General features: G+C 72.5%; 25 protein-coding genes. 17 read left to right on the top strand and 8 right to left on the bottom strand.

All coding sequences use genetic code 11. The features are described 5' to 3' along the window. Positions 1–6: 6 nt before the first annotated feature. Positions 7–426, bottom strand: a complete 420-nt coding sequence (locus JF597_RS36675; protein WP_294005701.1) for a DUF3151 domain-containing protein — start codon at positions 424–426, stop codon at positions 7–9. A 114-nt stretch (positions 427–540) separates the two neighbouring features. On the opposite strand from JF597_RS36675, the gene JF597_RS36680 reads away from it, so the two are divergent. The 11 genes from JF597_RS36680 to JF597_RS36730 all read left to right on the top strand — a co-directional run bounded on the left by JF597_RS36680 (position 541) and on the right by JF597_RS36730 (position 12613). Next, positions 541–1716, top strand: a complete 1176-nt coding sequence (locus tag JF597_RS36680) for a M23 family metallopeptidase (protein ID WP_294005704.1) — start codon at positions 541–543, stop codon at positions 1714–1716. Between the two features lie 141 nt (positions 1717–1857). Then, entirely contained in the window at positions 1858–2700 is an 843-nt protein-coding gene (locus JF597_RS36685; protein WP_294005707.1) for a tryptophan 2,3-dioxygenase family protein, read from the top strand. Beyond that, a complete protein-coding gene (gene kynU, locus JF597_RS36690; RefSeq protein WP_294005709.1) occupies positions 2693–3928 on the top strand; it encodes a kynureninase in 1236 nt (411 codons plus the stop codon). The genes JF597_RS36685 and kynU overlap by 8 nt, the downstream gene beginning before the upstream one ends. Before the next feature lie 176 nt (positions 3929–4104). Next, positions 4105–4980 carry an alpha/beta hydrolase gene (locus tag JF597_RS36695; RefSeq protein WP_294005712.1) on the top strand — a complete coding sequence of 292 codons (876 nt, stop codon included), beginning with the start codon at positions 4105–4107 and terminating at the stop codon, positions 4978–4980. 153 nt (positions 4981–5133) lie between these two features. Then, positions 5134–6150 (top strand): alpha/beta hydrolase, encoded by a 1017-nt coding sequence (locus JF597_RS36700; RefSeq protein WP_294005715.1) that lies wholly within the window; start codon positions 5134–5136, stop codon positions 6148–6150. A gap of 52 nt (positions 6151–6202) precedes the next feature. Beyond that, positions 6203–7372, top strand: a complete 1170-nt coding sequence (locus JF597_RS36705; protein ID WP_366916495.1) for an acyltransferase — start codon at positions 6203–6205, stop codon at positions 7370–7372. 10 nt (positions 7373–7382) lie between these two features. Further along, positions 7383–8777, top strand: a complete 1395-nt coding sequence (locus tag JF597_RS36710) for a histidine kinase (RefSeq protein WP_294005721.1) — start codon at positions 7383–7385, stop codon at positions 8775–8777. Continuing rightward, complete coding sequence (locus JF597_RS36715; RefSeq protein WP_294005723.1) at positions 8774–9460, top strand: response regulator transcription factor; 687 nt, start codon at positions 8774–8776, stop codon at positions 9458–9460. Before JF597_RS36710 ends, JF597_RS36715 begins: the two co-directional genes overlap by 4 nt. Before the next feature lie 108 nt (positions 9461–9568). Next, positions 9569–10933 (top strand): histidine kinase, encoded by a 1365-nt coding sequence (locus JF597_RS36720; RefSeq protein WP_294005726.1) that lies wholly within the window; start codon positions 9569–9571, stop codon positions 10931–10933. After that, positions 10930–11604, top strand: coding sequence for a response regulator transcription factor (locus JF597_RS36725; protein ID WP_294005729.1), 675 nt, complete (start codon positions 10930–10932; stop codon positions 11602–11604). Before JF597_RS36720 ends, JF597_RS36725 begins: the two co-directional genes overlap by 4 nt. Positions 11605–11776: 172 nt before the next feature. After that, positions 11777–12613: an MHYT domain-containing protein gene (locus JF597_RS36730; RefSeq protein ID WP_294005732.1), complete on the top strand. Its 837-nt coding sequence runs from the start codon at positions 11777–11779 to the stop codon at positions 12611–12613. Between the two features lie 49 nt (positions 12614–12662). On the opposite strand, the gene JF597_RS36735 is transcribed toward JF597_RS36730, so the two are convergent. Both JF597_RS36735 and JF597_RS36740 read right to left on the bottom strand, forming a co-directional pair. Continuing rightward, entirely contained in the window at positions 12663–13565 is a 903-nt protein-coding gene (locus tag JF597_RS36735) for a hypothetical protein (RefSeq protein WP_294005735.1), read from the bottom strand. 4 nt (positions 13566–13569) lie between these two features. Further along, on the bottom strand, positions 13570–13986 hold the full coding sequence (locus JF597_RS36740) for an ATP-binding protein (RefSeq protein WP_294005738.1): 417 nt from the start codon (positions 13984–13986) through the stop codon (positions 13570–13572). Positions 13987–14208: 222 nt separating this feature from the next. On the opposite strand from JF597_RS36740, the gene JF597_RS36745 reads away from it, so the two are divergent. Both JF597_RS36745 and JF597_RS36750 read left to right on the top strand, forming a co-directional pair. Next, positions 14209–15060 (top strand): helix-turn-helix transcriptional regulator, encoded by an 852-nt coding sequence (locus JF597_RS36745; protein WP_294005741.1) that lies wholly within the window; start codon positions 14209–14211, stop codon positions 15058–15060. Then, entirely contained in the window at positions 15061–15243 is a 183-nt protein-coding gene (locus tag JF597_RS36750) for a DUF397 domain-containing protein (protein ID WP_294005744.1), read from the top strand. Here the strand turns inward: JF597_RS36750 and JF597_RS36755 are convergent. Together JF597_RS36755 and JF597_RS36760 are read right to left on the bottom strand one after the other, a co-directional pair. Further along, positions 15221–15823 (bottom strand): MFS transporter, encoded by a 603-nt coding sequence (locus tag JF597_RS36755; RefSeq protein WP_366916496.1) that lies wholly within the window; start codon positions 15821–15823, stop codon positions 15221–15223. The genes JF597_RS36750 and JF597_RS36755 overlap by 23 nt on opposite strands. A gap of 222 nt (positions 15824–16045) precedes the next feature. Further along, positions 16046–16786 (bottom strand): GntR family transcriptional regulator, encoded by a 741-nt coding sequence (locus JF597_RS36760; protein WP_294005747.1) that lies wholly within the window; start codon positions 16784–16786, stop codon positions 16046–16048. 127 nt (positions 16787–16913) lie between these two features. On the opposite strand from JF597_RS36760, the gene JF597_RS36765 reads away from it, so the two are divergent. Beyond that, positions 16914–18119: a cytochrome P450 gene (locus tag JF597_RS36765; RefSeq protein ID WP_294005750.1), complete on the top strand. Its 1206-nt coding sequence runs from the start codon at positions 16914–16916 to the stop codon at positions 18117–18119. 157 nt (positions 18120–18276) lie between these two features. On the opposite strand, the gene JF597_RS36770 is transcribed toward JF597_RS36765, so the two are convergent. Both JF597_RS36770 and JF597_RS36775 read right to left on the bottom strand, forming a co-directional pair. Further along, on the bottom strand, positions 18277–19845 hold the full coding sequence (locus JF597_RS36770; RefSeq protein WP_294005753.1) for an ABC transporter permease: 1569 nt from the start codon (positions 19843–19845) through the stop codon (positions 18277–18279). Continuing rightward, entirely contained in the window at positions 19842–20768 is a 927-nt protein-coding gene (locus tag JF597_RS36775) for an ABC transporter ATP-binding protein (protein ID WP_294005756.1), read from the bottom strand. The genes JF597_RS36770 and JF597_RS36775 overlap by 4 nt, the downstream gene beginning before the upstream one ends. Before the next feature lie 74 nt (positions 20769–20842). Here JF597_RS36775 and JF597_RS36780 point away from each other — a divergent pair, with 74 nt between their 5' ends. Next, positions 20843–21358 carry a MarR family transcriptional regulator gene (locus tag JF597_RS36780; protein WP_294005759.1) on the top strand — a complete coding sequence of 172 codons (516 nt, stop codon included), beginning with the start codon at positions 20843–20845 and terminating at the stop codon, positions 21356–21358. Between the two features lie 218 nt (positions 21359–21576). Here JF597_RS36780 and JF597_RS36785 read toward each other — a convergent pair whose 3' ends face one another. Continuing rightward, positions 21577–23100, bottom strand: coding sequence for an APC family permease (locus JF597_RS36785; RefSeq protein ID WP_294005761.1), 1524 nt, complete (start codon positions 23098–23100; stop codon positions 21577–21579). A gap of 159 nt (positions 23101–23259) precedes the next feature. Here JF597_RS36785 and JF597_RS36790 point away from each other — a divergent pair, with 159 nt between their 5' ends. After that, positions 23260–24642 (top strand): ethanolamine ammonia-lyase subunit EutB, encoded by a 1383-nt coding sequence (locus tag JF597_RS36790; RefSeq protein ID WP_294005764.1) that lies wholly within the window; start codon positions 23260–23262, stop codon positions 24640–24642. Beyond that, positions 24639–25025, top strand: a 387-nt coding sequence (locus JF597_RS36795) for an ethanolamine ammonia-lyase light chain EutC (RefSeq protein ID WP_294005767.1), incomplete at its 3' end; no start/stop codon positions are given. The genes JF597_RS36790 and JF597_RS36795, both read left to right, overlap by 4 nt.

The following is a 25025-nucleotide window of genomic DNA, read 5'->3' on the forward strand; positions in this document are numbered from 1 at the left end:
TCCCTGCTATCCGTGCAGCTCTGCGTACGCCTCCGCGCTGCTGTCCTTCAGGAACTGCCAGCAGCGCTCGTTCTCGTCCTTCTCACCGATCTCACCGGCGGCGCGGGCGAGCGCGGCGAGGCAGCGCAGAAAGCCCCGGTTGGCCCGGTGCTCCCAGGGCACGGGGCCGTGCCCCTTCCACCCGGCGCGGCGCAGGGCGTCCAGCCCGCGGTGGTAGCCGGTACGCGCGTAGGCGTACGACTCGACGACCGCGCCGCGCTCGAACGCCTCGTCGGCGAGCAGCGCCCAGGCCAGCGAGAAGGTCGGGAACTTCGCCGCCACCTCCACGGGAGCCAGCGACTCCTCGCCCAGCAGGCGGTACGCCTCTTCGTTCTCCGGCAGATACGTCGGCTCCGGGCCGCCGAGCAGGTTCGTGTGCGTCGTCATGGCGCCAGTCTGCCACCGCCGACAACCTCACCCCGCGTCCCGTCGTCTTCCAGACCGCCCGTTCCCTGCGTGACCGCAGGCGCGACGACGGGCGGGACGGCAGGGGGAGCACACGTGCGTGATCCGATGCCCGGCGGGCAGCCGCCGGAGGCCGACGCCCTGGCGCGCTTCCTCACCGCGGACCCGGAGCAGTGGCCCCGGCTCGCCCCGCGGGTGACGGCAGCGGTCGGGATCCCGGTGCTGGAGCGGATCGTGCACGCCACGAACGCCCGGATCGGCGAGTTCGCCGCCGTGACGGACGGCCCCGACGGGCTGATCGTGTCCGGCAGCACCGGCCGGGTGCGGGCCTGGGCCCAGGCGGCGCCCGACGGCGAACTCACCGCCCTGCGCATCGAAGGCGTCCGCTACACCCCGCCCGGCTACCGCCCGCCCGCACACCTCGCCTGGGCGGTCTGTCTCGTCCTGGTCGCCGCCTGGAACGTCCTGACCCTGTGGACGGCCGGCGACCGCACCGCCTGGACCGCCGACCTGGCCACCCTCGCCGCGTTCTACGTGGTCGTCGAGGGCTGCGGCGCACCCGCGACGCAACCCCGTCCGCTCAGGCGGGCGGTCGAGGCGGGCGCGGTCGCCGCCCTCGCCTCGGCGTGGCGGCTGCCGGGGCTGCCGGCCGGAGACGGCCTGCCCGGACTCGCCGTCGGGCTCGTCCTCCTCGCGGGCGCCGGGTGGCTGGTCACCGCCGCCCGGCTGCACCGCCGGCGGGCCCCGCTCTCCCGGCCGCTGCGGTTCCCGCTGGAGGGTGCCTGGTACGTCGTACAGGGCGGCGGCCCGGCGGTGAACCACCACGCCCGGGTACCGGAGCAGCGCGCCGCCCTCGACCTGGTGGCGCTCGGCCGGTACGGCACCCGTACCCGGCCCGGTCGCGAACCGGCGGCGTACGCCGCCTACGGGCGGCCGGTCCGGTCGCCCTGCGACGGCACGGTGGTCTCCGCGGCCGACGGCATCCCGGACCAGCGCCCGGGGGAGATCCGCTACCAGCCGCCGTACGGCAACCACGTCTTCCTCGACACCGGCCGGGAGATCGTGAAGCTCGCCCACCTGCGCCCCGGCTCGGTGACGGTGACGGCAGGCGACGCGGTCCGGGCCGGGCAACTGCTCGGCGAGGTCGGCAACAGCGGCAACAGCACCGAGCCCCACCTGCACCTGCACGCGGAACGCGACGGGGTCGGTCTCGACCTGGCGTTCGAGGGGATGTCCGGGCGGCTGTACCGGGGGCGGACCGTCCGCGGCTGAGCGTGGCCGCCGGACGGGGGTTCCCGGCGGGCGGGCCTTGCCGATGCGGGTTACGTTGCGGAAGATGCCGGTGGGGACCGGGGCCCCCGTGTCGGCATCGGCAGGGGCGGACCGCTACCCGGAGTACAACAGGAGACAGCGATGTCCCATGAGGCTCTCGAAAGCAACGAGCCCGAGACCCCGCATCTCGACTTCGCCGGCACGACGCCGTACGAGGACTACGTCAAGGCGGACGTGCTCACCCACCTCCAGCACACCCTCTCCGACGATCCCGGAGAGATGGTCTTCCTGGTCACGACCCAGGTGATGGAGCTGTGGTTCACCGTCATCGTCCACGAGTGGGAGACGGCCGCGGCGGCGCTGCGCGGTGACGACATCCCCACCGCGATCGCCGCGCTGAAGCGTTCCACCCGCGAACTGGAGGCGCTGAACGCCTCCTGGAAGCCGCTCGGCCAGCTCACCCCCGCCCAGTTCAACTCCTACCGGTCCGCCCTCGGCGAGGGCTCCGGCTTCCAGTCGGCGATGTACCGGCGGATGGAGTTCCTGCTCGGCGAGAAGTCCGCGTCCATGCTCGTCCCGCACCGCGGCGCGCCGCGTGTGCACGCGGAACTGGAGAAGGCGCTGCACGAGCCGAGTCTCTACGACGAGGTGGTGCGGCTGCTGGGGCGGCGGGGGTATCCGATCCCGGCGGCGGAGCTGGTGGAACGTGACATATCACTGCCCTATACATCTTCCCCCGCCGTCGAGGCCGCCTGGACCGCCGTCTACTCCGGCGACGGCGACGCCGACCTCGCCCGCCTCGGTGAGGCGCTGACCGACGTCGCCGAGCTCGTCTGGCGCTGGCGCAACGACCACCTGGTCGCCACCCGCCGCGCGATGGGCGCCAAGCCCGGCACCGGCGGTTCGGCCGGGGTCGCCTGGCTGGAGAAGCGCGCCCGCAAGAACGTGTTCCCGGAGCTGTGGACGGCGAGGTCCCATGTCTGAGCGGGCCCTGAGGGCGGAGAAGCTGGACGCCGAGGACGAGTTGGCCGGGGTGCGCGAGCGCTTCGCCCTGGACACGGTGTCCGATCATGCGGCTGACGCCGCGGTCGTCTACCTGGACGGCAACTCGCTGGGCGCCCTGCCCGCGCACGTCCCCGGGCGCGTCCAGGACGTCGTCCGGCGGCAGTGGGGCGAGCTGCGGATCCGGTCCTGGGACGAGAGCGGCTGGTGGACGGCGCCCGAGCGGATCGGCGACCGGATCGCCCCGCTGGTCGGGGCGGCGGCCGGCCAGATCGTGGTCGGCGACTCGACGAGTGTCAACGTCTTCAAGGCACTTGTGGGCGCGGTACGGCTGGCGGGGGAGGGCCGCGACGAGATCCTGGTCGACGCGACGACCTTCCCCACGGACGGCTACATCGCCGGGTCGGCGGCCCGGCTGACGGGCTGCACCCTGCGCCCGCTCACCCCCGCCGAGGTTCCGGCGGCGCTCGGCGACCGTACCGCCGCCGTACTGCTCAACCACGTCGACTACCGCACCGGACGCCTCCACGACCTGCCCTCCCTCACCGCCGCGATCCACGCGGCCGGGGCCGTGTCCGTCTGGGACCTGTGCCACAGCGCGGGCGCGCTGCCGGTGGGCCTCGACGAGCACGGCGTCGACCTGGCCGTCGGCTGCACCTACAAGTACCTGAACGGCGGGCCGGGCGCACCCGCGTACCTGTATGTACGACGGGACCTCCAGGACCGCTTCGACTCGCCGCTCCCCGGCTGGAACTCCCATGCGGAGCCCTTCGGGATGAGTCCGGCGTACGAGCCGGCGCCCGGGGCGCTGCGCGGTCGCGTCGGCACCCCGGACATCCTCTCCATGCTCGCCCTGGAGGCGGCGCTGGAGGTGTGGGAGGGGGTGCCGGTGGCGGCCGTACGGGCCAAGTCGCTCGCCCTGACGGACTTCTTCCTGGAGTGCGTCGAGGCGTACGTCCCGGCGGGCCGCGTCGAGTGCGTGACCCCGTCGGCCCACGAGGAGCGCGGCAGCCAGATCGCGCTGCGCTGTTCCGATGCCGGGGACGTGATGAAACGGCTGATCGAGCGGGGCGTGGTCGGCGACTTCCGGCACCCCGACGTGCTCCGCTTCGGCTTCACCCCGCTCTACGTCGGCTTCGCGGACGTGGAGCGGGCGGCCCGGGTGCTGGGCGAGGTGCTGGCGGAGGCGGCGGGAACGGCCGTCTTCTAGCGACATGGCGACATAGTCATCCCCGGTCAGGGGCCGGGACGGTACAGAACCGAGCAATCCTCACCGTGCGTCACATCCGCGTGTCCGCGCACGTCACGGGCCTGATACCGTCCCGGCCAACGGCCGGATTCCCCACCTGGTCCGCCAACGCACTTACGTCCCTGAGAGGTTGGAGCATGCCGGACGACGACGCAGCAGCCCGGGCCGCCGCCGAGGAGGAGTCGGCCTTCTCGCACCCGCACGTCGCGCCCGACGCCACGGCCGCCTACGGCGACCATCCCGACCAGGTGATCGACTTCTACGCCCCGCGCACCGAGGAGCCGCTGGCCCCGCTGGTGGTGGTCCTGCACGGGGGTGCGTGGCGTGCGCCGTACGACCGCGGCCACATCACCCCGTTCGCCGACTACCTGGCCCGGCGCGGCTTCGCGGTGGCCAACGTCGAGTACCGGCGCGGCGCGGCGCTTCCCGCCCAGGGCGGTACGGCCCCGGTGGCGGGCCGCTGGCCGGACACCTTCGACGACGTGGCGGCGGCGCTGGATGCCCTGCCGGCCCTGGTCCGCGAGGCGGTACCGCGGGCGGACCTGCGCCGTACGGTCCTCACCGGCCACTCGGCGGGCGGCCACCTGGCGCTGTGGGCGGCGGCACGGCACGTCCTCCCGGCGGACGCCGTGTGGCGCACCTCCGGCCCGGCGCCGCTGCGGGGTGTGGTGGCCCTGGCCCCGATCGCGGACTTCGCGATGGCCGAGAAGCTGGACGTCTGCGGCAACGCGGCCCTGCAACTCCTCGGCGGCGACGAGAAGTTCGCCGACCGGCAGCCGTACGCCGACCCCGCGCTCCTGCTCCCGACCGGCATCGCGACCACCCTGGTCCAGGGCCGCACGGACGTGGTCGTCCCGCAGGCGGTCGCCGAGTCCTACGCGGACGCGGCGGCGAAGGCGGGCGAGGTGGTGGGCCTGACGCTCCTGGAGGAGGTCGGCCACTTCCCCCTGATCGACCCGGTGGCGGACGCCTGCGCGGTGGTGGCGGAGGAGATCGCCCAACTCGCCTGGTGAGAGCCCGACCCTGAGTCTTCCCCCGCATACCCGTAGTACCTGAGAGCTACCTCCCAGGTGAGTCCCCGCGCGGGACGCGAACGACACGGTCCGTTCCGTAATTTCCCGATCAGAACAGCCCGATGGCCGGGCGACTGAACGGGGGGGCCGACCATGACGGCGGTGACGGGGGAGCGGCTGCGGCCGGGGCGCGGGCACTGGCGGGGGAGGCTGCGCCGTGCCCTGCTCGCCACGCTGGTCAGCGCCGCCGTGGTGCTTCCGCTGTCCGCGGCCACCCGGCCGCGGATCCCCGCGCCGCCGCCCGCCGCGCTCCCCGCCCGCCTCACCCCGGCCGCCCTCGCCACCGCCTACGAGGCCAACCGCGACAACGCGGCCGAAGCCGCCCGCATGGCGGCCGCGGGCGGCGACCGCTCCCGCGCCGTCGCCGACCGCGCCCTCGCGTCCCCCTCCCGTCACCTGCTCCGCTTCGACGCCCGGGGCGCCGGCCAGGTCACCGAGGTCTTCGGCGACCTGCCGCACGCGACGCGCATCGCCGTCCTGGTCCCCGGCTCGGACACCACCCTCGACACCTACGCCCGCCTCCACGCGGCGGCCGCGTCCCTGTACCGGCGCGTCACCCGCGAGGCCCCGGGCGGCGCCCGCACCGCGGTCGTCGCCTGGCTCGGCTACCGGGCGCCCGCCACGATCAGCACCGCGGTCCTCACCCCGGGCCGGGCCGGCCAAGCGGCCCCGCGGCTGCGCGAGTTCATCCGCGAACTGCGCGGCCTCACCGCCCCCGGGCCGGCCTCCGTCGCCCTCCTCTGCCACTCGTACGGCACGGTGGTCTGCGCCCGCACCGCCCCCGCCCTCACCGGCCTCGGCGTCACCGACATCGCCCTGGTCGGCAGTCCCGGCACCGGCGCCGGCTCGGCCGCGGCCCTGCACACCTCCGCCCGCGTCTGGGCGGCCCGGGGAGCAGCCGACTGGATAGCCGAGGTCCCGCACGTCCGCGCCGACCTCTTCGGCTGGACGGTCGGCTTCGGCACCGATCCCGTCTCCCCGTCCTTCGGAGCCCGCGTCTTCGCGGCGGGCCCCGGCGGCCACAGCGACTACTTCACCCCGGGCTCGGCCTCCCTGGCCAACCTCGCCCGGATCGTCCTCGGCGAGACAACGGAGGTCACCCGTGCGTAAGCCGCCGACACCCCGCCTCCACGGCCGCATACGGCACCGCGTGCGAGACCGCGTGCGACGTCTCGCCCACCGCATCGACGCCGCCACCCCACCCGGCCGGGACCGCTCCGTGGACGCCCTGCGCGCGGTCGCCGTCCTCGGCGTGGTCCTGGGCCACTGGCTGGTGACGGCGCTGGTGGCGGACCGCGGCCGACTGCGCACCGGCAGCCCCCTCCAGCACCTGCCAGAACTGGCCCCGATCTCCTGGCTCTTCCAGACCCTCGCCGTGTTCTTCCTGGTCGGCGGCCACGTCGCCACGCGCAGCCACGCCACCGCCCGGGCCGCGGGCACCCCCTACCACCGCTGGCTGACGGCCCGACTGACCCGCCTGTTCAAGCCGGTCGCCGCGCTCCTCGCCCTCTGGACGACCGTGACCACCGCCCTCCTCCTGTCCGGCACCGACGTCACCACCGTCCGCACCCTCGCCAAACTGGCCCTGTCGCCCCTCTGGTTCCTCCTGGTCTTCGCGGCGCTGACGGCGGCGACCCCGCTCGTCGCCCGGCTCAACCCGCTGTGGCCGCTGGCCGTCGTCCTCCATGTGGACCTGCTCCGTTTCGGCTTGGGCGCCCCGCCCGCGGTCGGCTGGGTGAACCTGGCGGCCGGCTGGCTGGTGCCGTACTCCCTGGGCGCCGCCTGGACCCGCGGCGAGCTGGACCGTCCGCGCGCCGGCTGGGTCCTCTTCATCGGCGGTACGGCGGCGACGGCCGGCCTCGTCGCGTGGGCGGGCTACCCGGCGTCGATGGTCGGCGTCCCCGGCGCGTCCGTCTCCAACCTCGACCCGCCCACCCTGGCCGCCGTCACCTTCGGCCTGGCCCAGTGCGGCCTGGCCCTGCTCCTGCGCGAGCGGCTGCGTCGCACCATGCGCCGTCCCCTGGCCTGGGCGGCGGTGGCCTTCGTGAACCTCTCCGCGATGACGATCTTCCTCTGGCACCAGACGGCCCTGATGGCGACCACGGCCACCGGCCTCCCGTTCGGCCCTCTCCCCGGCCTCCACACACCCCCCGACCACCTCGGCTGGGTCGCGGCCCGCCTGCTCTGGCTCCCGGCCTTCGCCCTGACGCTCGCTGTGTGCTGGGCGGCGTTCCACGTGTACGAGAGCGGCCGCCCCCGGGCCCGCTCGCGCGTCGTCCGGAGCCACCCCGCGTCCGATCGGGCGACCCCGACGGGAGCCCGCCGTGTCTAGGCTGATCGCTGTGACGGAGACGGGGACCCGGCGGCCGGAGTGGATCGGGATCGGCCGCGTGCTGCGCTGGCTTCGGACACTCCGCGACGACCTGTGCACCGCCCGCCTGGACCCGCTGCCCCCTTCCGTATGGCTGCGCTGGCTGCCGCACGGTGTGCTGTGTGTGGCGGCGATCGGCATCACGATCGGTGGCGTGGCGCAGTTCCAGCACAACGGGCATCTGGGTGCTGGTCCGGCCTCGCTGCTCGGGTTCGCCGCGGGCGGCGCCGTGCTCCTGGCGATGTGGCGGCCCGTCCCTGCGTGGTGGCTGTCGACAGGGGGCATGCTGGCGGGTGCCATCACGCTGCACGGCCGGCTGGGCACGACACCGGTGGTCCTGTTCACGTGGCCCTGGACCGTGGCCGGGATCATCGCGCAGCTGCTGGTCCTGCTGCTGCTCGCACTGCGGGTCCGGGTGCGGGCGGCGGTCGAGGCGCTGGCCGTGACCGTCCTGGTCACCTGGCTCCTCGACGGCGTCTGGGGTGCGCCGCCGCACCAGTCCACCTCGGCGGTGACCGTCGTCCTGTCCGTGGTCGTCGTGGCGCTCGGCACGGCGCTGCGCGGCCGCCGCGAGGCCCGCGCGGAACTCGGCCGCCAGGCCTCGCTCACCGAGGAGGAGCGGGCCCGGCGCACCCTGCTGGAGGAGCGCAGCCGGATCGCGCGCGAGCTGCACGACGTGGTCGCCCACCACATGTCGGTCATCTCCATCCAGGCGCAGGTCGCCCCGCACCTGGTGGAGAACCCGCCGGACGAGCTGCGCGAGAACCTCGAGGGCATCCGCAACAACGCGCTGGAGGCGCTGACCGAACTGCGCCGGGTGCTGGGCGTACTGCGCTCCGAGAGCCCCGACGAGGATGCGCCCGACGACCCCGGCACCGGCCCGCACAGCCCGCAGCCCACCCTGGACCGGCTGGACACGCTGGTCGAGAACACCAGGGCGGCCGGTCTGACCGTCACCACCCGGATCAACGGCGAGCGGCGCCCGATGCAGTCGGGCGTGGAGCTGTCGGCGTACAGGATCGTGCAGGAGGCGCTGAGCAACGTCCTGCGGCACGCGCCGGGGGCGACCGCCCACGTCGAGATCGAGTACATCCCCTACGGACTCCTGCTGTCCGTCGCGAACTCCCGGCCGACGCGGCCCGCGCCGCCGTCGCCGGGCGCCGGGCACGGACTGCTCGGCATGCGGGAGCGGGCCGTGATGCTCGGCGGGTCGCTGACGGCGGGCCCTCTGACGGACGGCGGCTACCGGATCTTCGCGGAGCTCCCGGCCACGGCTCCCGGCCTCCGCCCGGCACCCGGCCACCGCACCGCGGACCCCGCCACCGGTACCATCCGTGCCCTCGACCCGAAGGACGACCGCGCATGACGAGCAGCACCGGCAGCCCCATCCGCGTGCTCATCGCCGACGACCAGCAGATGGTCCGGCAGGGCTTCACCGTGCTGCTGAACGCCCAGCCCGGCATCGAGGTGGTCGGCCAGGCGGTGGACGGTCTGGACGCGGTGGCCAAGGTCGCCGAACTCGCCCCGGACGTCGTCCTCATGGACATCCGCATGCCCGAGCTGGGCGGCATCGAGGCCACCCGCCGGATCGTCGGCGAACGCCCGCACATCAGGGTGCTGGTGCTCACCACCTTCGACCTGGACGAGTACGTGTACGAAGCGCTGCGCTCCGGCGCGTCCGGGTTCCTGCTCAAGGACGCGTCCGCGGACAAACTGGCGGAGGCGGTGCGGGTGGTGGCCGCCGGCGACGCGCTGCTCGCGCCCGGCATCACCCGACGGCTGATCACCCAGTTCTCCCAGCTGGACGGGGGCGGGGTGCGCACCCCGCTGAAGGCACGGGTCGCCGATCTGACCGAGCGCGAGACGGAGGTCCTCACGCTCATCGCGCAGGGCCTGTCCAACGCGGAGATCGCCGAGCGGCTGGTCGTCGCCGAGCAGACCGTGAAGACGCACGTGGGACGCATCCTGGTGAAGCTGGGCCTCAGGGACCGCACCCAGGCGGCGGTGTTCGCGTACGAGTCGGGACTGGTCAGGCCTTCCGGGTACTGAACGGCCGCCCGCTGCTCCGCGACGTACCCGTAGTACCTGAGAAGGATGCCGGAGGACCCTTCTCACTGGTGACGACGGCTGCCCCCGCCTCGGCCTACGGTCGTGTACGTGACCGAGACGACCCATTCGCAGCCGATGCCGCCGCAGCCGCCGGACGGCGCGTTCGAACCGTACAAGCCGCGCAGCCCGGAGGTCCGGGCGGTGCTGGACGCGCTGGGCAGGTTGCGGCAGGACCTGTTCACGGACGCCTTCGCCTACCGGCCGTTGCCCCGGATGAGCATCGACCGGCCCTTCGTCCGCCATCTGCCGGTGCGATGGCGGGAGTACGCGGCCTGGACCCCGCACCTGGCGGTCGCCGCGGCGGGTGTGCTGGCGCTGCTGATGACCGCCGTGGACCGCCCGGTGGGATCGGCGTTCGGCCTGCTGTCCGGCCTGCTCGTCGTGACACCGGTGCTCCTCACGCTGGCGCGTCCGGTCGGCGCCTTCTGGCTGTCGCTCGCCGCGGGCTGGGTCGACACCCTGCTGAACAGCTACTGGGAGAGCTGGCCGTGGGCACCGGGCAGCTTCGTCTCCCACCTGACGGTGCTCACGGTCGTCGCGATCCGTACCCGTCCACGCACGGCGGCCTGGATGTGGGCGGTCACCGCGTTCTACGGTTTCATGAGCGTCTCGGCCCTGGGCGGGGGCCACTACGACAACGACGTCGGCTCGATGCTGGTCGTCTCCGCGATAGTCCTGCTGGCGGTCACGGTCCGGCAGATCCGCCGGGAGGCCGAGCAGACGGTGACCGCGCAGCAGACGCAGACGGCACACGAGCGTTCCCGGCGCACGCTCCTCGAGGAGCGCACGACGATCGCCCGCGAGCTGCACGACGTGGTCGCCCACCACATGTCCGTCGTGGCCATCCAGGCGGAGGCCGCCCCCTACCGGGTGGAGAACCCGCCGCCGGAGCTGGAGAAGGCGTTCGTCACCATCCGGGAGAACGCGGTGGCGGCGCTCACCGAACTGCGCCGGGTGCTGGGCGTGGTCCGTGCCGAGGACTACGAGGTGCCGGAGGCCCCGCAGCCCACCCTCGCCGACCTGGACGCGCTGCTCGACAACGTGCGGGAGGCCGGGCTGACCGTGGACAAGGGGGTGACCGGCGCGGTGCGCGAACTGCCGCAGGGCGTGGAGCTGTCGGCGTACCGGATCGTCCAGGAGGCGCTGAGCAACACGCTGCGCCATGCGCCGGGAGCGAGCGCACGCGTCGAGATCGGTTACGTCATCGGCGGCCTGGGCCTGCGCGTGGTCAACGGCCCGCCGCCGCAGCCCGCCCTCGTCAAACCGTCCCCGGGCGCCGGCCACGGCATCACCGGCATGCGGGAGCGGGTCTCCATGCTGAACGGCGAGATGACCGCGGCCCCGACGCCCGAAGGAGGCTACGAGGTGACGGTCTTCCTGCCCGTCGCCACCACCCGCGAAGGTGATGCATGACCGACCGCACCATCCGCGTACTGATCGCCGACGACCAGATGATGGTGCGCGAGGGCTTCTCGGTCCTGCTGAACGCGATGCCGGACATCGAGGTCGTCGGCGAGGCGGTCAACGGCCGGCAGGCGGTGGACCGTGTCCGCGAACTCGCCCCCGACGTGGTCCTGATGGACATCCGCATGCCCGAGCTGAACGGCATCGAGGCGACCCGCGAGATCGTCGCCGCCGACAGCACGGCGAAGGTCCTCGTGCTGACCACCTTCGACCTGGACGAGTACGTCTACCAGGCGCTGCGCGCCGGAGCCTCCGGCTTTCTCCTCAAGGACGCCTCGGCCCGCCAACTCGCCGAAGGGGTAAGGGTGGTGGCCTCGGGCGAGGCCCTCCTCGCCCCCACGGTCACCAAACGCCTGATCACCGAGTTCTCCCGGCTCTCCGACACCCCGCGCCTGATGCCCACGGCCCACGCGGCCTACGGCGACCTCACCGACCGGGAGACGGAGGTCCTGGTCCTCATCGCCCAGGGCCTGTCCAACGCGGAGATGGCCGAGCGGCTGGTGGTGGCCGAGTCGACGGTGAAGACCCACGTCAGCCGGATCCTGGTGAAGCTGGGCCTCCGGGACCGCACCCAGGCGGCGGTGTTCGCCTACGAGGCACGGCTGGTGACGCCGGGCTAGCACGGTCAGCGCACATGCCACGCGCACAGTCGTTGTTGCGATTCGATCGCGGGCGGTACAGGTGTGGATACGGCCTGCTCACGTTGTGTTTGAATGATGAAGTAATCAGCTGGCTGGTTCCTCCCGTTCCTCGCCCCCGCCGTCCCCGTTTCGCGTGAAGAAAGTTGCCGCGATGGCTGCTGACGTGTCCGAATTCCACTACGGCCTGGTCACTCCGATAGCCGCCTACCTGATGGCCTGCCTCGGCGCCGTGCTGGCGCTGCGCTGCACGACCCGGTCGATCGGCCGCGGCCGTGGAGAGAAACGATTCGGCTGGCTCGCCCTGGGCGCGGTGTCCCTCGGCTGCGGCATCTGGACCATGCACTTCATCGCAATGATCGGCTTCAGCGTGGACGGCGCCCTGGTCAGCTACGACGCGGGCCGGACGGTGCTGAGCCTCGTCGTCTGCATCGCGGTGGTCGCCGCCGGCGTCTTCCTGGTCGGCTACCGGGGTTCGGGCCCCGTCACCCTCGGCACCGCGGGCGTCCTCACCGGCCTCGGCGTGGCGGTGATGCACTATCTCGGCATGACCGCGATGAACACCGGCGGCACCGTGCACTACGACACCACGGTCGTCGTCCTCTCCGTGGTGATCGCCGTGGTCGCCGCGACCGCCGCGCTCTGGGCGGCGGTGTCGATCAGAGCGGTCTGGGCGACGGTCGGCGCCAGCCTGGTGATGGGCGCGGCCGTCGCGACCATGCACTACACCGGCATGGCCGCGGTGAGCGTCCACGTCGCCCAGACCCAGACGGGCGGCCAGTCCTCCACGAGCCTGCTCGCCTTCCTCCTGGTCATGCTGGCCGGCCCGGTGGCGGCCCTGATCCTGGCAGCGGCGATCGTCATGTTCGACCCCGAGGTCGTGGGCGGCCAACGCGACTGGACCGCCCCGGAAACCCCCGCCCCCACCGGTCACCCCTGGCACTCCACGGACAGCCCGCAGTCCGTGGCGGACCGGCGTTACATGTCCTGATCCCGGACCGTGCTGAGCGGGGGGACGCCGGGCTGAGCCCCTGGCGAGGTCAGTCGGCGCCTTTGGTGAGCAGGTCCCCCGCCTCGTGTGCGTGGACCGCCCGCTGTGCCCACCTCTCAAGCTGCTCCGCGTCGGTGCAGGCCAGCACATGCGTCCGCAGGGCATCCGGCACCACGAGACCCCGCCAGTCCAGGATCTGCAGCACCATCTCGGCCTTGGCCTGGGCTCGGCCTTCTTCGCGGCCTTCCTCCCGACCCTCTTCCCGGACCTTCTCGGCGACCTCATGCCGGAAGAAGTAATGGACCGCCATCATCAGCTCCGTCCACGTCTGCCTGGCTTCCGCATCGACCAGGCACGATTCGACGAGCTGCGCGAGCATTGCCGCGCTCTCGGTATCAGTGGTCCCCAAGGCTGCGGCCAGCGGTTTCAGTATGGCAGCGGCGCCCGGCCCCTGACCGTGCGTCATAGCCGAGAACGCAGCGAGGAACACGTCCAGCGAGGCCTCGGCCTCGTCGGTGATCAGCGGGACGTTCTCCGGACCCAGCACGAGCGGTCTCACCGTGAGCGAGTGCCACCCGGGCAGCCCGAGCCGAATAGGCTGTGCCGCCCAGCGGGCCGTGGACGTGCTCTGAGTCAGGACGATCAGCACGGGCTCCCAGCGGTACTTTGCGTAGAGGTAGCTGAGGTAGTACGCCCAGCTGCTCCGCTTGCGGTCGTCCCGCCTTCCCTGAGACTCGACGACCAGCAGGTACGAGCCTTCCTCCGTCTCCACCCGTAACAGCGTGTCCACCCGCCGCTCGACCGGTTCGATCTCCGTCAGATCCGCGTTCAGCACGGCGAAGTCACGCGGCTCCGGGATCGGGATGCGCAGCACACGCTGGAGAGTGCGTGTGAAACCCGCCGGGTCCTTCTGACAGAGCTGGTGCAGGCCCTCGTGCGACGAGCTCACCATCGAGCTACGCCGCGACAAGGTCACACCACACGTACTTGCCCCGATTCCCGAACGGGGACAGCGGCTGCCACCCCCACAGGTCCGAGCAGGCCCGGACGAGGGTGAGGCCTCTGCCGCCGTCCTCTTCGTCCCCCTCGGCCGGCACCTTCGACTCGCAGGGAAAGACCGGAGGCTCGGGATCCGCGTCCCACGCGCCGACCCGCAGCACCCCGCCCGCCCAGCGCACCCGCAGCGCCACCGGGCCCTTCGTGTGCGGTACGGCGTTGGTGACCAGTTCCGCCGCGAGCAGTTCCGCCGTGTCGGCCAGCGTGATCAGGCCGTGCATCGTGAGGATCAGCCGCAGGGTGCGACGGCAGATCGGGACGGCTCGGGGGTCGTTGGGGAGGTAGAGGGAGTACTCCCAGGAGTCGCCTTCGGGCATGCGTGAACTCCGTTCGGGTGGTGGGGGTGCGGTCGTCGGGCGGTGGCATTGCCGCAGCCGCCGTGGCAGGGCGGAACGGTGCGCTTCCGGGGGCCCGGAGTTCCACAGCGTGTGCGTCGCGTCACTGACGGTAGGGCAATAATTATTGCCGCTGCAACCTGCTGGCGTAATCTGGCACTCGAAAGAGGCTCACCGACAAGGGTGTTGAGGGCAGGAGGGCGGATGCCGCTGAGGGGTCATGCCACCGCACGGCAGGTGCGCCTGGGCACGGAGCTACGGCGACTGCGTGAGGCGGCCGGGCTGAAGGCGCGCGAGGTGGCAGGGGCGCTGAATTCGACCTCGGCCCAGATCAGCCAGATGGAACTGGGCTTCGCGGGTGTCAGCGAGGAACGGGTGCGTCGGCTCGCCGCGCACTACGCCTGTATGGACGAGGCGTTGATCGATGCGCTGGTGGCGATGGCGACCGACCGTACACGCGGCTGGTGGGAGGAGTACCGGAACGTGCTTCCCTCGGTGTTCCTCGACACCGCCGAAGCCGAGCACCACGCGACGTTCCTGCGCGAGGTCGTCATCATGCTCATCCCCGGCCTGCTGCAGACCGCCGACTACGCCCGCGCGGTCTACACGTACATGCGTCCCGAACTGCCTGAGAGCGAGGTGGCCTCCCGTGTGGAGCATCGGCTGAAGCGGCGGGTCGTCATCGAAGGGGACGACCCCACCCCGTACGAGACGGTCATCCACGAGTTCGCCCTGCGGGTCCATGTATCGGATCGCCGGGCGTCTCTTGCTCAACTCCGTTATGTCCTGGACCAGATCGATGCCGGCCACGCCACGGTGCGTGTCATCCCCGTCGCTTACGAGGGTTTCGCCGGAGCCGGAGCTTCGATGATGTACTTGGGCGGTCCTGTGCCCAGGTTGGACACCGGGCTGCGTGACTCGCCCACCGGCGCCGGTTTCTGCGATGCGGAAGCGCAGTTGGAAAAGCTGCGCACCCTGTTTCGCCAGGTGAAGAGCGCCTCCCTGGATCCGGGGGCGTCACGGGATCTCATTCACCGGGTGGCGAAGGAACTGTGAATGCACTGGCGGAAGTCGACGTACTCCAGCGGAGGTGACGGCGACACCTGCGTGGAAATTGCCTCTCTCCCCTCTCGAATAGCCATCCGCGACTCCAAATCCCCCACCCGCGCCCCCCTCACCTTCCCCGCCCCCGCCTTCGCCGCCCTCGTCGAGCACCTCAAGGCCGCCTCGGACGAGTGAGCAGGTTGGGCAGGGCGCTCAGGGTCATTCCGGTCGCGCCGATCCACAGCGTGGCCGTGGGGCCGAAGAGCGTGCCCGAGGTGCCGCCGAGGAGGCCGCCCAGGGGGATGCCGCCCGAGGAGACGAAGCGGGCCGTCGCGTTCATGCGGCCCAAGAGGCGGTCCGGCGTCAGCGTCTGCTGCACGCTCGTCTGGGCCACCACGCGGACGACCCCGCCCAGGGAGAGCGCCGCCAGGCCGAGCGCGGCCACGGTCACGCTCCAGCCCGGCCGGGCCAGCGGCATCAGCGCGGTCGGCGGGCAGGTGGCGAGCGGGGCGAGCCAGATGACCGGGCCGGGGCCGAGGTGTCGCACGGCCCCGGTCGCCAGCAGTGCGCCCAGCAGGGCACCGCACCCCATCCCCGACAGGACCAGGCCGATACCGAAGGACGAGAGCCCGATCACCCGCTCCAGATAGACCAGCAGCATGGCCTGGTACATGACCAGGAAGAGATTGAAAACCGCGTCCCCGAGGGGGATGGCACGCAGGACGGGATGCCCGAGAAGGACGAACCGCAGGCCCTCCTTGATGTCCCGCCCCAGCCGGGGGTGTTCGCCCGCCGCGGGCCGCTCCTCCGGCCCGGAGCGAGCCGGCCGTGGTCGCCGCGGTCAGCAGCCCGACCCGGAAAGCGGAGGCGTCCAGAGCCGTGATCGCGACCAGCGGCAACGCCAGGAAGAGGACACGGTCGCCCAGTTGACCGAGGGCGGTGGCGGTGAGGAGCCGGCGGAAGTCCGGATCGTGCAGCAGCCCGGGCCGGGAGGACACTAGCGGTCCACCTCGAACTCGTAGACGACCTCCCGGCTGACGTCCGGAACCACCATGTCGGCGGTCTCCACCGGACGGCCGTCGACGTCGTAGATGGTCCGCTCGATCAGGAGGACGAGGTCACCGGCGCCGATGCCGAGCAGGTTCGCCTGTGCCCGGGTGGCGCGGGCCGGACGGGGAAGTTCGACCACCGTCTCGACGTCCACACCGATGGACCGCATCCGCGCGACCACGCCCTTGCCCGCGAGCGGCCCCCGCTCGGGCAGGACGACCGGGGTGCCGCCCGTGAGGGCCATCGGCTCCCATGATTCGGAGAGCTGCACGGGGCGGCCGTCGGCGAGGAACTCGTAGCGCGTGCGGACGCAGGGATCGCCGGGGGCGATGGCCAGCCGTCCGGCGATGTGCTCGGGGGCCGGGGCCCGGACCTCGCTGTGCGCGTCCCAGGCACCCGCCCGGCCCCGCTCCGTGCCGGCGGCGAGCGAGCGTTGGCGGCGCCGGGAGCGGACCATCCGAAGCCGCTCTCGCGGTGGGCGGACGTATGTCCCCGAGCCCGCCCGGCCCTCCAGGAACCCCTCGGTGATCAGCAGGTCCACCGCCCGCTGGACGACGTTGCGTCCGACGCCGTACTCCTCCGCGAGCCGTGCCCGGGACGGCAACCGCTCCCCGATCCGCCACTCGCCTGCGGCAAGCCGGGCGCGCAGCGCGACGCTCACGGCCAGATAGGGCGCCTCGCGGGGCATCTGCGACTCCGATCGCCGGTGGTTCCGGGGGAGTTCGCAAGTTAATCCACCCGCCGCAAGCTAATGGAGCAGCACTACGCTCAGACACCCCTGGTCAGAAGAGGTACCGGCGGTCTAACGTCCGTCCATGGCAGCCTTCGACCCCTGGGACCCGGACTTCCTGGCCGACCCCTACCCCGCGTATGCCGAGCTCCGTGCCCGGGGCCGGGTGCAGTACTTCGAGTCCACGCAGCAGTGGCTGGTTCCGCACCACGCCGACGTCTCGGCGCTGCTGCGGGACCGGCGGCTGGGGCGGACGTACCAGCACCGGTTCACGCACGAGGAGTTCGGGCGGAGTGCGCCCGCGCCGGAGCACGAGCCGTTCCACACGCTCAACGACCACGGCATGCTCGACCTCGAACCGCCGGACCACACCCGCATCCGCCGCCTGGTGTCGAAGGCGTTCACCCCGCGCACGGTCGAACGGCTCAAGCCGTACGTGGCCCGGCTGGCCGGCGAGCTCGTCGACGGGCTGGTGCGGGAGGGCGGCGGCGACCTCCTCGCCGACGTCGCCGAACCGCTCCCCGTCGCCGTCATCGCCGAGATGCTGGGCATCCCCGAGGCGGACCGCGCCCCGTTGCGCCCCTGGTCGGCCGACATCTGCGGAATGTACGAGCTGAACCCGTCCGAGGACACGGCCGCGAAGGCGGTCCGGGCCTCCGTGGAGTTCTCCGACTACCTGCGGGAGCTGATCGCCGAGCGGCGCAAGGAGCCCGGCGACGACCTGATCTCCGGACTCATCGAGGCGCACGACGAGGGCGACCGGCTCACCGAGCAGGAGATGATCTCCACCGCCGTGCTGCTCCTCAACGCGGGCCACGAGGCGACCGTCAACGCCACGGTCAACGGCTGGTACGCCCTCTTCCGCAATCCCGCCCAGCTCGCCGCCCTGCGCGCCGACCACTCCCTGGTCCCCACCGCGATCGAGGAGCTGATGCGCTACGACACCCCGCTCCAGCTCTTCGAACGCTGGGTGCTGGACGAGATCGAGATCGACGGTACGACCATCCCCCGGGGCGCGGAGATCGCCATGCTCTTCGGCTCCGCCAACCACGACCCGGCCGTCTTCCACGACCCCGCCCGTCTCGACCTGACCCGCCGCGACAACCCCCACATCTCCTTCAGCGCCGGCATCCACTACTGCATCGGCGCCCCCCTGGCCCGCCTCGAACTCGCCGCCTCCATGACGGCCCTCCTGGAGCGGGCCCCGACCCTGACCCTCGCCGCCGAGCCGAAGCGGAAGCCGAACTTCGTGATCCGGGGGCTGGAGGGGCTGGGCGTGGAGGTCGGGTGATCACCCGCCCGGATGATCAGTGCGGATCTGCCCGAGAGGCCGCCAGGGGCTCTGCCGGGCCGGCCACGACCTGAGTGGGGGTGCACCATGACCGTTAGGGCAGAGCGCGCGTTGCAGACCGGGAAACTCGAGCAGTACGTCGGCTGAGTAGGCGCCGTCAGCCGGTCAGGTCCCGCCGTCGCAGCCCCGCCAGCCCCACCCCCGTCAGCACCGCCGCCAGCCCGGTCAGTGTCACCACCGGCCCCCACTCCATCCCTCCGCCCGGCAGCTTCGGCAGGTGGCCGAAGGGGGAGAGGTCGAGGACGAGTCGGGGGGCGTTGAGGGCGGGGCCCACCCAGCCGATGAGGAGGGTCGCCGCGGCCACGCCCCAGGCGGCCGGGGCCGATCGAGGCGCGACCCCGTACAGCAGCATCGCGACCCCGCCGATCACCCACACCGCCGGGAGCTGCACCAGGCAGGCGCCGAGGATCGGGCCGGCCTGCCTGCCGTAGCCGACGGCGAAGCCCGCGGCGGCGAGGAGCATGATCAGGGCGGCGCCCGCGTAGGCGACGGTCAGGTGGCCGGCCGCCCAGCGCAGGCGGCCGACGGGGGCGGCGAGGAGGGGTTCGGCGCGGCCCGAGGTCTCCTCGCCGCTCAGGCGGAGGACCGACGCGACGACGTACAGCGCGGCGACCAGGCCCAGCATCCCGATCATCGAGGCGAGGAACGCGTCCGTCAGCCCGCTCTGGCCGCCCATCCGCTCGAAGATCTTCCGGGCGCTGTCGTTGTCGCCGACCAGGCCGGCCGCGCCCTCGGTCAGACCGCCGTAGACCACGCCGGCCAGGAAGAACCCGAGCGACCAGCCGAGGACTCCGCCCCGCTGGAGCCGCCAGGCGAGCGCGGCGGTGGAGCCGAGGCGGCCGGCGGCCGGGCCGGGGCGGGTGGGGAAGAAGCTCATGCCGAGGTCCCGGCGGCCGGCCAGGGTATAGGCGGCCGCGGCCTGCAGCAGCATCGCCGCCGCGAAGACCAGCAGCACCCACCAGCGTTCGGCGGCGAACGGGCGCAGGTTCTCCAGCCAGCCGAGCGGCGAGAGCCATGTCCAGAGGGAGGAGCCGTCGCTGCTCGCCGAGTCGCCCGCGGCGCGCAGCACGAAGGCCGCGCCCAGGACCGCCGACGTCAGGCCCCTCGCCAGGCGGGCGCTCTCGGTGAACTGCGCGACGATCGCCGCCGTCGTGGCGAAGACCATGCCGGTGGCGCCCAGGCCGAGGCCGAGGGCGAGCGCACCCGCCGTGCCCTGGTCCGCCAGGACCGCGGTGACGACCAGGGCGAGCACGGCGTTCGCGACGGCCGCCGCCAGCAGGGCCGCGGTCAGCGATGCCCGGCGGCCCACCGCACCCGACGCGACGAGTTCCGCGCGGCCGGTCTCCTCCTCGTCGCGGGTGTGCCGTACGACGACGAGCAGGCCGGTCACGGCCGCGAGGAGCCCGGCGTACACGCCCACCCGCCATGCCGTCAGGCCGCCGAGGGAGGTGTCGTGGAGCGGGCCGATCAGCGCGCGGTAGGCGGCGTTGGTCTGCAACTGGCGGACCAGGTCCGTGCGTTCGGCGTCGGTGCCGTACAGGCTCCGCAGGGTGTTCGGCATGGAGAGGACCATCAGCGCGTTCACCGCGATCCACACCGGGGTGGCCACGCGGTCGCGGCGCAGCGCGAAGCGCAGCAGGGTGCCGGTGCCGGCGAGGGTGCTCATCGGGCGACCCCCTCGGCTTCTGCTCCGGCCTCGGTCTCGCCCTCGTCCTGGTAGTGGCGCAGGAAGAGTTCCTCCAGGGTCGGGGGTGTGGAGGTGAGGGAGCGGACGCCGGTCTCGGACAGCGAGCGGAGTACGGCGGTGAGGTGCCCGGTGTCGACCTGGAGGCGGATCCGCCGGCCCTGGACGTCGAGGTCGTGGACGCCGGGGAGGTGCGCCAACCCGTCGGGCGGAGCGGCGAGTTCGGCGGTCACGCTGGTGCGGGTGAGGTGGCGCAGCTCGGCGAGGGAGCCGGACTCGACGGTCCGGCCGGCCCGGATGATGCTGACGCGGTCGCAGAGTTCCTCGACCTCGCTCAGGATGTGCGAGGAGAGCAGGACCGTACGGCCGCGGTCGCGCTCCTCCTCCACGCAGCGCCGGAAGACCTCCTCCATCAGCGGGTCGAGGCCGGAGGTCGGTTCGTCGAGGATCAGCAGGTCGACGTCGGAGGCGAAGGCGGCGACCAGGGCGACCTTCTGGCGGTTGCCCTTGGAGTACGTACGGCCTTTTTTCGTCGGGTCGAGCTCGAAGCGGTCGATCAGCTCGGCCCGGCGGGCCCCGTCCAGGCCTCCGCGCAGCCGCCCGTAGAGGTCGATGACCTCGCCGCCGGAGAGGTTGCGCCAGAGGGTCACGTCGCCGGGTACGTAGGCGATCCGGCGGTGCACCTCCACGGCGTCCTTCCAGGGGTCGCGGCCGAGGATCTGCGCGGCGCCCGAGTCGGCGCGCAGCAGGCCGAGCAGGACCCGGATGGCGGTCGACTTCCCGGCGCCGTTGGGGCCGAGGAAACCGTGCACCTCGCCGGCCTCGACGGCCAGGTCGAGGCCGTCCAGGGCGTGCGTGCGGCCGAAGGACTTGTGGAGCCCGGCGACCGAGATGGCCTTCGTCATGGTTCAGAACGTACGCTGTCTTCAGAAATTTGTGAAGTTAAGGAAGTGTGGAAACCCCCGCTAGGCTGGTGACCATGACTACGGATGCGATGGGGCGCGACCGGGAGGCCGTCTCGAACTTCGTCGAGAGCTTCGCGGCACAACTCGTCGAGGCCGGGATGCAGCGCATGCCGGCCCGGATCTTCGCGGCCCTGCTGTCGTCCGACTCCGGCGCCCTGACCTCGGCGGAACTGGGGGAGCAGTTGCAGGTCAGCCCGGCGGCGGTGTCCGGCGGGGTGCGCTACCTGGCCCAGCAGCACATGGTCGCGCGGGAGCGGGAGCCGGGCTCCCGGCGGGAGCGGTACCGGGTGCACAGCAACCAGTGGTACGAGGCCCTCACCAACCGGGAAGCCGTGATCAGGCGGTGGGAGGGGGCGTTGCGGGAGGGCGTGAGCAGCCTCGGCCCCGACACCCCGGCGGGGCGCCGGATGGCGGAGACGCTCGCCTTCTTCGAGTTCGTGGACGACGAGATCGGCAAGATGATGGAGCGCTGGCGCGTCCACCGCGACCAGCTCTTCGGCGAGGGGCCGCCCCTCGCCGAAGACCGCTGACCTCGCCTGCCTCCCGCCCGGTTTCCGGCGCCTGACCAGCAGGACCAGCCCACCGCCGAGCACCACGGCGGCCGCGCCGCGGGCGGCGGCCACCGGCACGGCGCCGCTGCTGCCGGTGGAGGCGAGCGAGCCGGTGCCGTCGGTGGTGGAGACCGTCTGCGGAGTTCACCTTTCGGCTCACCGGCCCGCCGCCCCGCACCGGTCACCGGCCCCCGCGGCTAGCGCTCCCTTGTCTCCTCCAGCACCGTCCGCCCCAGCAGCGCGTACCGCTCCGGTGACCGCCGCTTGAGGTACTGCGCGTAGCCGACGCCCGTGCCCGCGACCAGCGCCACCAGCCACGGTGTCGCCTTCAGCAGCAGTGAGCCGGACTCGGGGCCCGCCGCGGCGCCCATGTTGGACACCAGCAGGGCGACCACGCCGAGCATCGCGACGCCGCCGACGAGCGGGGCGGTGAAGGTCCGGAACCAGTGCCGGCTCTCGGGGTGGTTGCGGCGGAAGTACACCAGGACCGCGAACGAGCAGACCGCCTGCACGACCAGGATCGCCATGGTGCCGAGGATGGCCAGCAGGACATAGAGGGCGTTGTACGGGTCCTTGCCCGCGATCCAGAACGCGCCGATCAGGACGGCGGAGATCACCGTCTGGACCAGGCCCGCGATGTGCGGGGAGCCGTGCCGGGCGTGGGTGCGGCCGACGGTCCTCTGGAGCTTCGGCAGCACGCCCTCCCGGCCCAGTGCGTACATGTAGCGGGCGGCGCAGTTGTGGAAGGCCATGCCGCAGGCCAGCGAGCCGGTGATCATCAGCCACTGCATGAGGACGACCGCCCAGTGGCCGACGTAGTGCTCGGTCGGGTCGAAGAAGAGCGCGAGGGGGTTCGCGGAGGAGGCCGCCTTCACGGCCGCCGCCTCGCCGTTGCCGGTGATGGCCATCCAGGAGACGAAGACGTAGAAGACGCCGACGCCGAGGACCGAGATCATCGTCGCCTTGGGGATGATCCGCTTCGGGTCGCGGGACTCCTCTCCGTACATCGCCGTGGACTCGAAGCCGACCCAGGACCAGAAGGCGAAGAACAGGCCGAGGCCCGCGCTGGTCCCCTTGAAGGCGTTGACCGGGTTGACCGGGCCGAAGGTGAAGCCGTGCGGGCCGCCGCCGTGCAGGGCGACCGAGATCGCCATCGCTGCGAGGACGGTCACCTCGGTGCCGAGGAGGACGACGAGCAGCTTCTCTGCGACGCTGACGCCGAACCAGGTGCCGGTCGCGTTGATGGCGAGCATCAGGATCGCGAACGCCCACCACGGGACGTCGAGGCCGGTCTGGTCCTTGAGCGTGGTGTTGGCGAAGACCGAGAAGATGCCGATCAGCGCCGGTTCGAAGACGACGTACGCGAAGGTGGCGAGCAGTCCCGAGGCGAGGCCCGCGGTGCGGCCGAGGCCGTAGGAGATGAAGCCGTAGAAGGCGCCCGTCGAGGTGATGTGCTTCGCCATCGACGTGAAACCGACGGAAAAGATTGCCAGGACGACCATTGCGACGAGGTAGCTCGCCGGGGCGCCGATGCCGTTCCCGGACGACACCATGAAGGGCACGTTGCCGGTCATCGCGGTGATCGGCGCGGCGGTCGCGACGGCCATGAAGACCACCCCGAGCAGCCCGATCGCGTTGGGCTTGAGCCGGTGAACCGTGCCGTCGCCGTCGACGCTCCCGCCTGTCCTCGTCGCCGGGGCGACTCCCTCGTCCACTGCCATCGGGGTGGCCCCTCTCCTGCTGTTCGCTGGCTGTACCCAATGGGACTCTGTAGGCCGAATGAGTCCGTCGAGGGTCTCGGCGCGTTAAATGTTTGTCAACCAGACCTTTAGAAATCTGGCGCAACCTGTCGGCAACACCCGGCTCGTACGGTCGCCGCCATGAGCACGTACACGGCCACCCTCGGTGGCGAACGCCACCGCTTCGGCTCCCTGGCCCGCCTGCTGGCCGCCGCGAGCCCCGAACGCTCCGGCGACCGGCTGGCCGGCCTCGCCGCCGCGAGCGCGCGGGAACGGGTCGCGGCCCGCTGGGCGCTGGCGGAAGTGCCGCTCGCGACCTTCCTGACCGAGCCGGTGATCCCGTACGAGGACGACGACGTGACCCGGCTGATCCTGGACACGCACGACGCGGCGGCCTTCGCACCCGTCGCCGGGCTGACGGTCGGCGGGTTCCGGGAGTGGCTGCTGGCGGCGGACTCCGAGGCGCTGGCCGCGGTGGCGCCGGGGGTCACACCGGAGATGGCCGCCGCCGTGTCCAAGCTGATGGGGAACGCGGACCTGGTGGCCGTCGCCCGCAAGGTACGGGTGGTCACCGCGTTCCGCTCGACGATCGGCCTGCCGGGGCGGCTCGCGACGCGGTTGCAGCCCAACCACCCCACCGACGACCCGGCGGGCGTGGCGGCCGCCCTCCTCGACGGCCTCCTCCTCGGCTCCGGCGACGCGGTCATCGGCATCAACCCGGCGACCGACAGCCCCAGGGCGGTCCGCGACCTGCTGGACCTCCTGGACGGTGTGATCACCCGCTACGCCATCCCCACCCAGTCCTGCGTCCTGTGCCACGTCACGACGAGCGTGGACCTGATGGAGCGCGGGGCCCCGGTCGACCTGGTCTTCCAGTCCATCGCCGGCACTCAGGCCGCGAACGCCTCCTTCGGCGTGACCCTGGGCCTGCTCGACGAGGCGTACGAGGCGGCACGGGCGCTCGGCCGGGGGACGGTCGGCGACAACGTCATGTACTTCGAGACCGGGCAGGGCAGCGCCCTGTCCGCGGACGCGCACCACGGGGTGGACCAGCAGACGGTAGAGGCACGGGCGTACGCGGTCGCCCGCCGCTACCGCCCGCTCCTGGTGAACACCGTCGTCGGCTTCATCGGCCCCGAGTACCTCTACGACGGCCGGCAGATCCTCCGGGCCGCCCTGGAGGACCACTTCTGCGGCAAGCTCCTCGGCCTGCCCATGGGCCTGGACATCTGCTACACCAACCACGCCGACGCCGATGACGACGACATCGCCACCATGCTGACCATGCTCGCCGTCGCGGGCGCATCCTTCGTGATCTGCACGCCGGGCGGCGACGACATCATGCTCAACTACCAGTCGGCCTCCTACCACGACGCGTTGTACCTGCGCGAGGTGCTGGGCCTGCGCCCGGCCCCGGAGTTCGAGGCGTGGCTGGAGTCGGTCGGGCTGCTGGCCGAGGACGGTGGCGTACGGGAGGTCGGCGGCCACCCGCTGGCGGCGATCGGAAGGGAACTGGCCGCATGACCGAGGTGACGACGACCACCGGACTCGACGAACTCTGGCCGCTGCTGCGCCGCCGCACCCAGGCCCGGATCGGCCTCGGCCGCTCCGGCCCCGCCCTCCCCACCCGGCACCGCCTGGGCCTCCAGGCGGCGCACGCGGCGGCCCGGGACGCGGTGCACTCGCCGTTCGAGCCGGACAGGGTCACGGCGGGGCTGGCGGGCCTGCCGACGGTCCGGGTCCGCAGCGCGGCCGGTGACCGGCTGACGTATCTGCAGCGCCCCGACCTGGGCCGCCGCCTCGACCCCGTGGACCGCGCCCACCTCCCGGCAGGTGACTGGGACGTGGTGTTCGTCGTCGCCGACGGGCTGTCCAGCCGGGCGGTGCACGAGCACGCGGCGGCGATG

The sequence above is a fragment of the Streptomyces sp. genome (assembly GCF_019510245.1).
GTDB lineage: Bacteria > Actinomycetota > Actinomycetes > Streptomycetales > Streptomycetaceae > Streptomyces.

Coding starts and splice junctions, on each gene's coding strand:
- JF597_RS36675 (WP_294005701.1), bottom strand. CDS start 426: ATGACGACGCACACGAACCTGCTCGGCGGCCCGGAGCCGACGTATCTG.
- JF597_RS36685 (WP_294005707.1), top strand. CDS start 1,858: ATGTCCCATGAGGCTCTCGAAAGCAACGAGCCCGAGACCCCGCATCTC.
- kynU (WP_294005709.1), top strand. CDS start 2,693: ATGTCTGAGCGGGCCCTGAGGGCGGAGAAGCTGGACGCCGAGGACGAG.
- JF597_RS36695 (WP_294005712.1), top strand. CDS start 4,105: ATGCCGGACGACGACGCAGCAGCCCGGGCCGCCGCCGAGGAGGAGTCG.
- JF597_RS36700 (WP_294005715.1), top strand. CDS start 5,134: ATGACGGCGGTGACGGGGGAGCGGCTGCGGCCGGGGCGCGGGCACTGG.
- JF597_RS36715 (WP_294005723.1), top strand. CDS start 8,774: ATGACGAGCAGCACCGGCAGCCCCATCCGCGTGCTCATCGCCGACGAC.
- JF597_RS36725 (WP_294005729.1), top strand. CDS start 10,930: ATGACCGACCGCACCATCCGCGTACTGATCGCCGACGACCAGATGATG.
- JF597_RS36730 (WP_294005732.1), top strand. CDS start 11,777: ATGGCTGCTGACGTGTCCGAATTCCACTACGGCCTGGTCACTCCGATA.
- JF597_RS36735 (WP_294005735.1), bottom strand. CDS start 13,565: ATGGTGAGCTCGTCGCACGAGGGCCTGCACCAGCTCTGTCAGAAGGAC.
- JF597_RS36740 (WP_294005738.1), bottom strand. CDS start 13,986: ATGCCCGAAGGCGACTCCTGGGAGTACTCCCTCTACCTCCCCAACGAC.
- JF597_RS36745 (WP_294005741.1), top strand. CDS start 14,209: ATGCCGCTGAGGGGTCATGCCACCGCACGGCAGGTGCGCCTGGGCACG.
- JF597_RS36750 (WP_294005744.1), top strand. CDS start 15,061: ATGCACTGGCGGAAGTCGACGTACTCCAGCGGAGGTGACGGCGACACC.
- JF597_RS36760 (WP_294005747.1), bottom strand. CDS start 16,786: ATGCCCCGCGAGGCGCCCTATCTGGCCGTGAGCGTCGCGCTGCGCGCC.
- JF597_RS36765 (WP_294005750.1), top strand. CDS start 16,914: ATGGCAGCCTTCGACCCCTGGGACCCGGACTTCCTGGCCGACCCCTAC.
- JF597_RS36770 (WP_294005753.1), bottom strand. CDS start 19,845: ATGAGCACCCTCGCCGGCACCGGCACCCTGCTGCGCTTCGCGCTGCGC.
- JF597_RS36775 (WP_294005756.1), bottom strand. CDS start 20,768: ATGACGAAGGCCATCTCGGTCGCCGGGCTCCACAAGTCCTTCGGCCGC.
- JF597_RS36780 (WP_294005759.1), top strand. CDS start 20,843: ATGACTACGGATGCGATGGGGCGCGACCGGGAGGCCGTCTCGAACTTC.
- JF597_RS36785 (WP_294005761.1), bottom strand. CDS start 23,100: ATGGCAGTGGACGAGGGAGTCGCCCCGGCGACGAGGACAGGCGGGAGC.
- JF597_RS36790 (WP_294005764.1), top strand. CDS start 23,260: ATGAGCACGTACACGGCCACCCTCGGTGGCGAACGCCACCGCTTCGGC.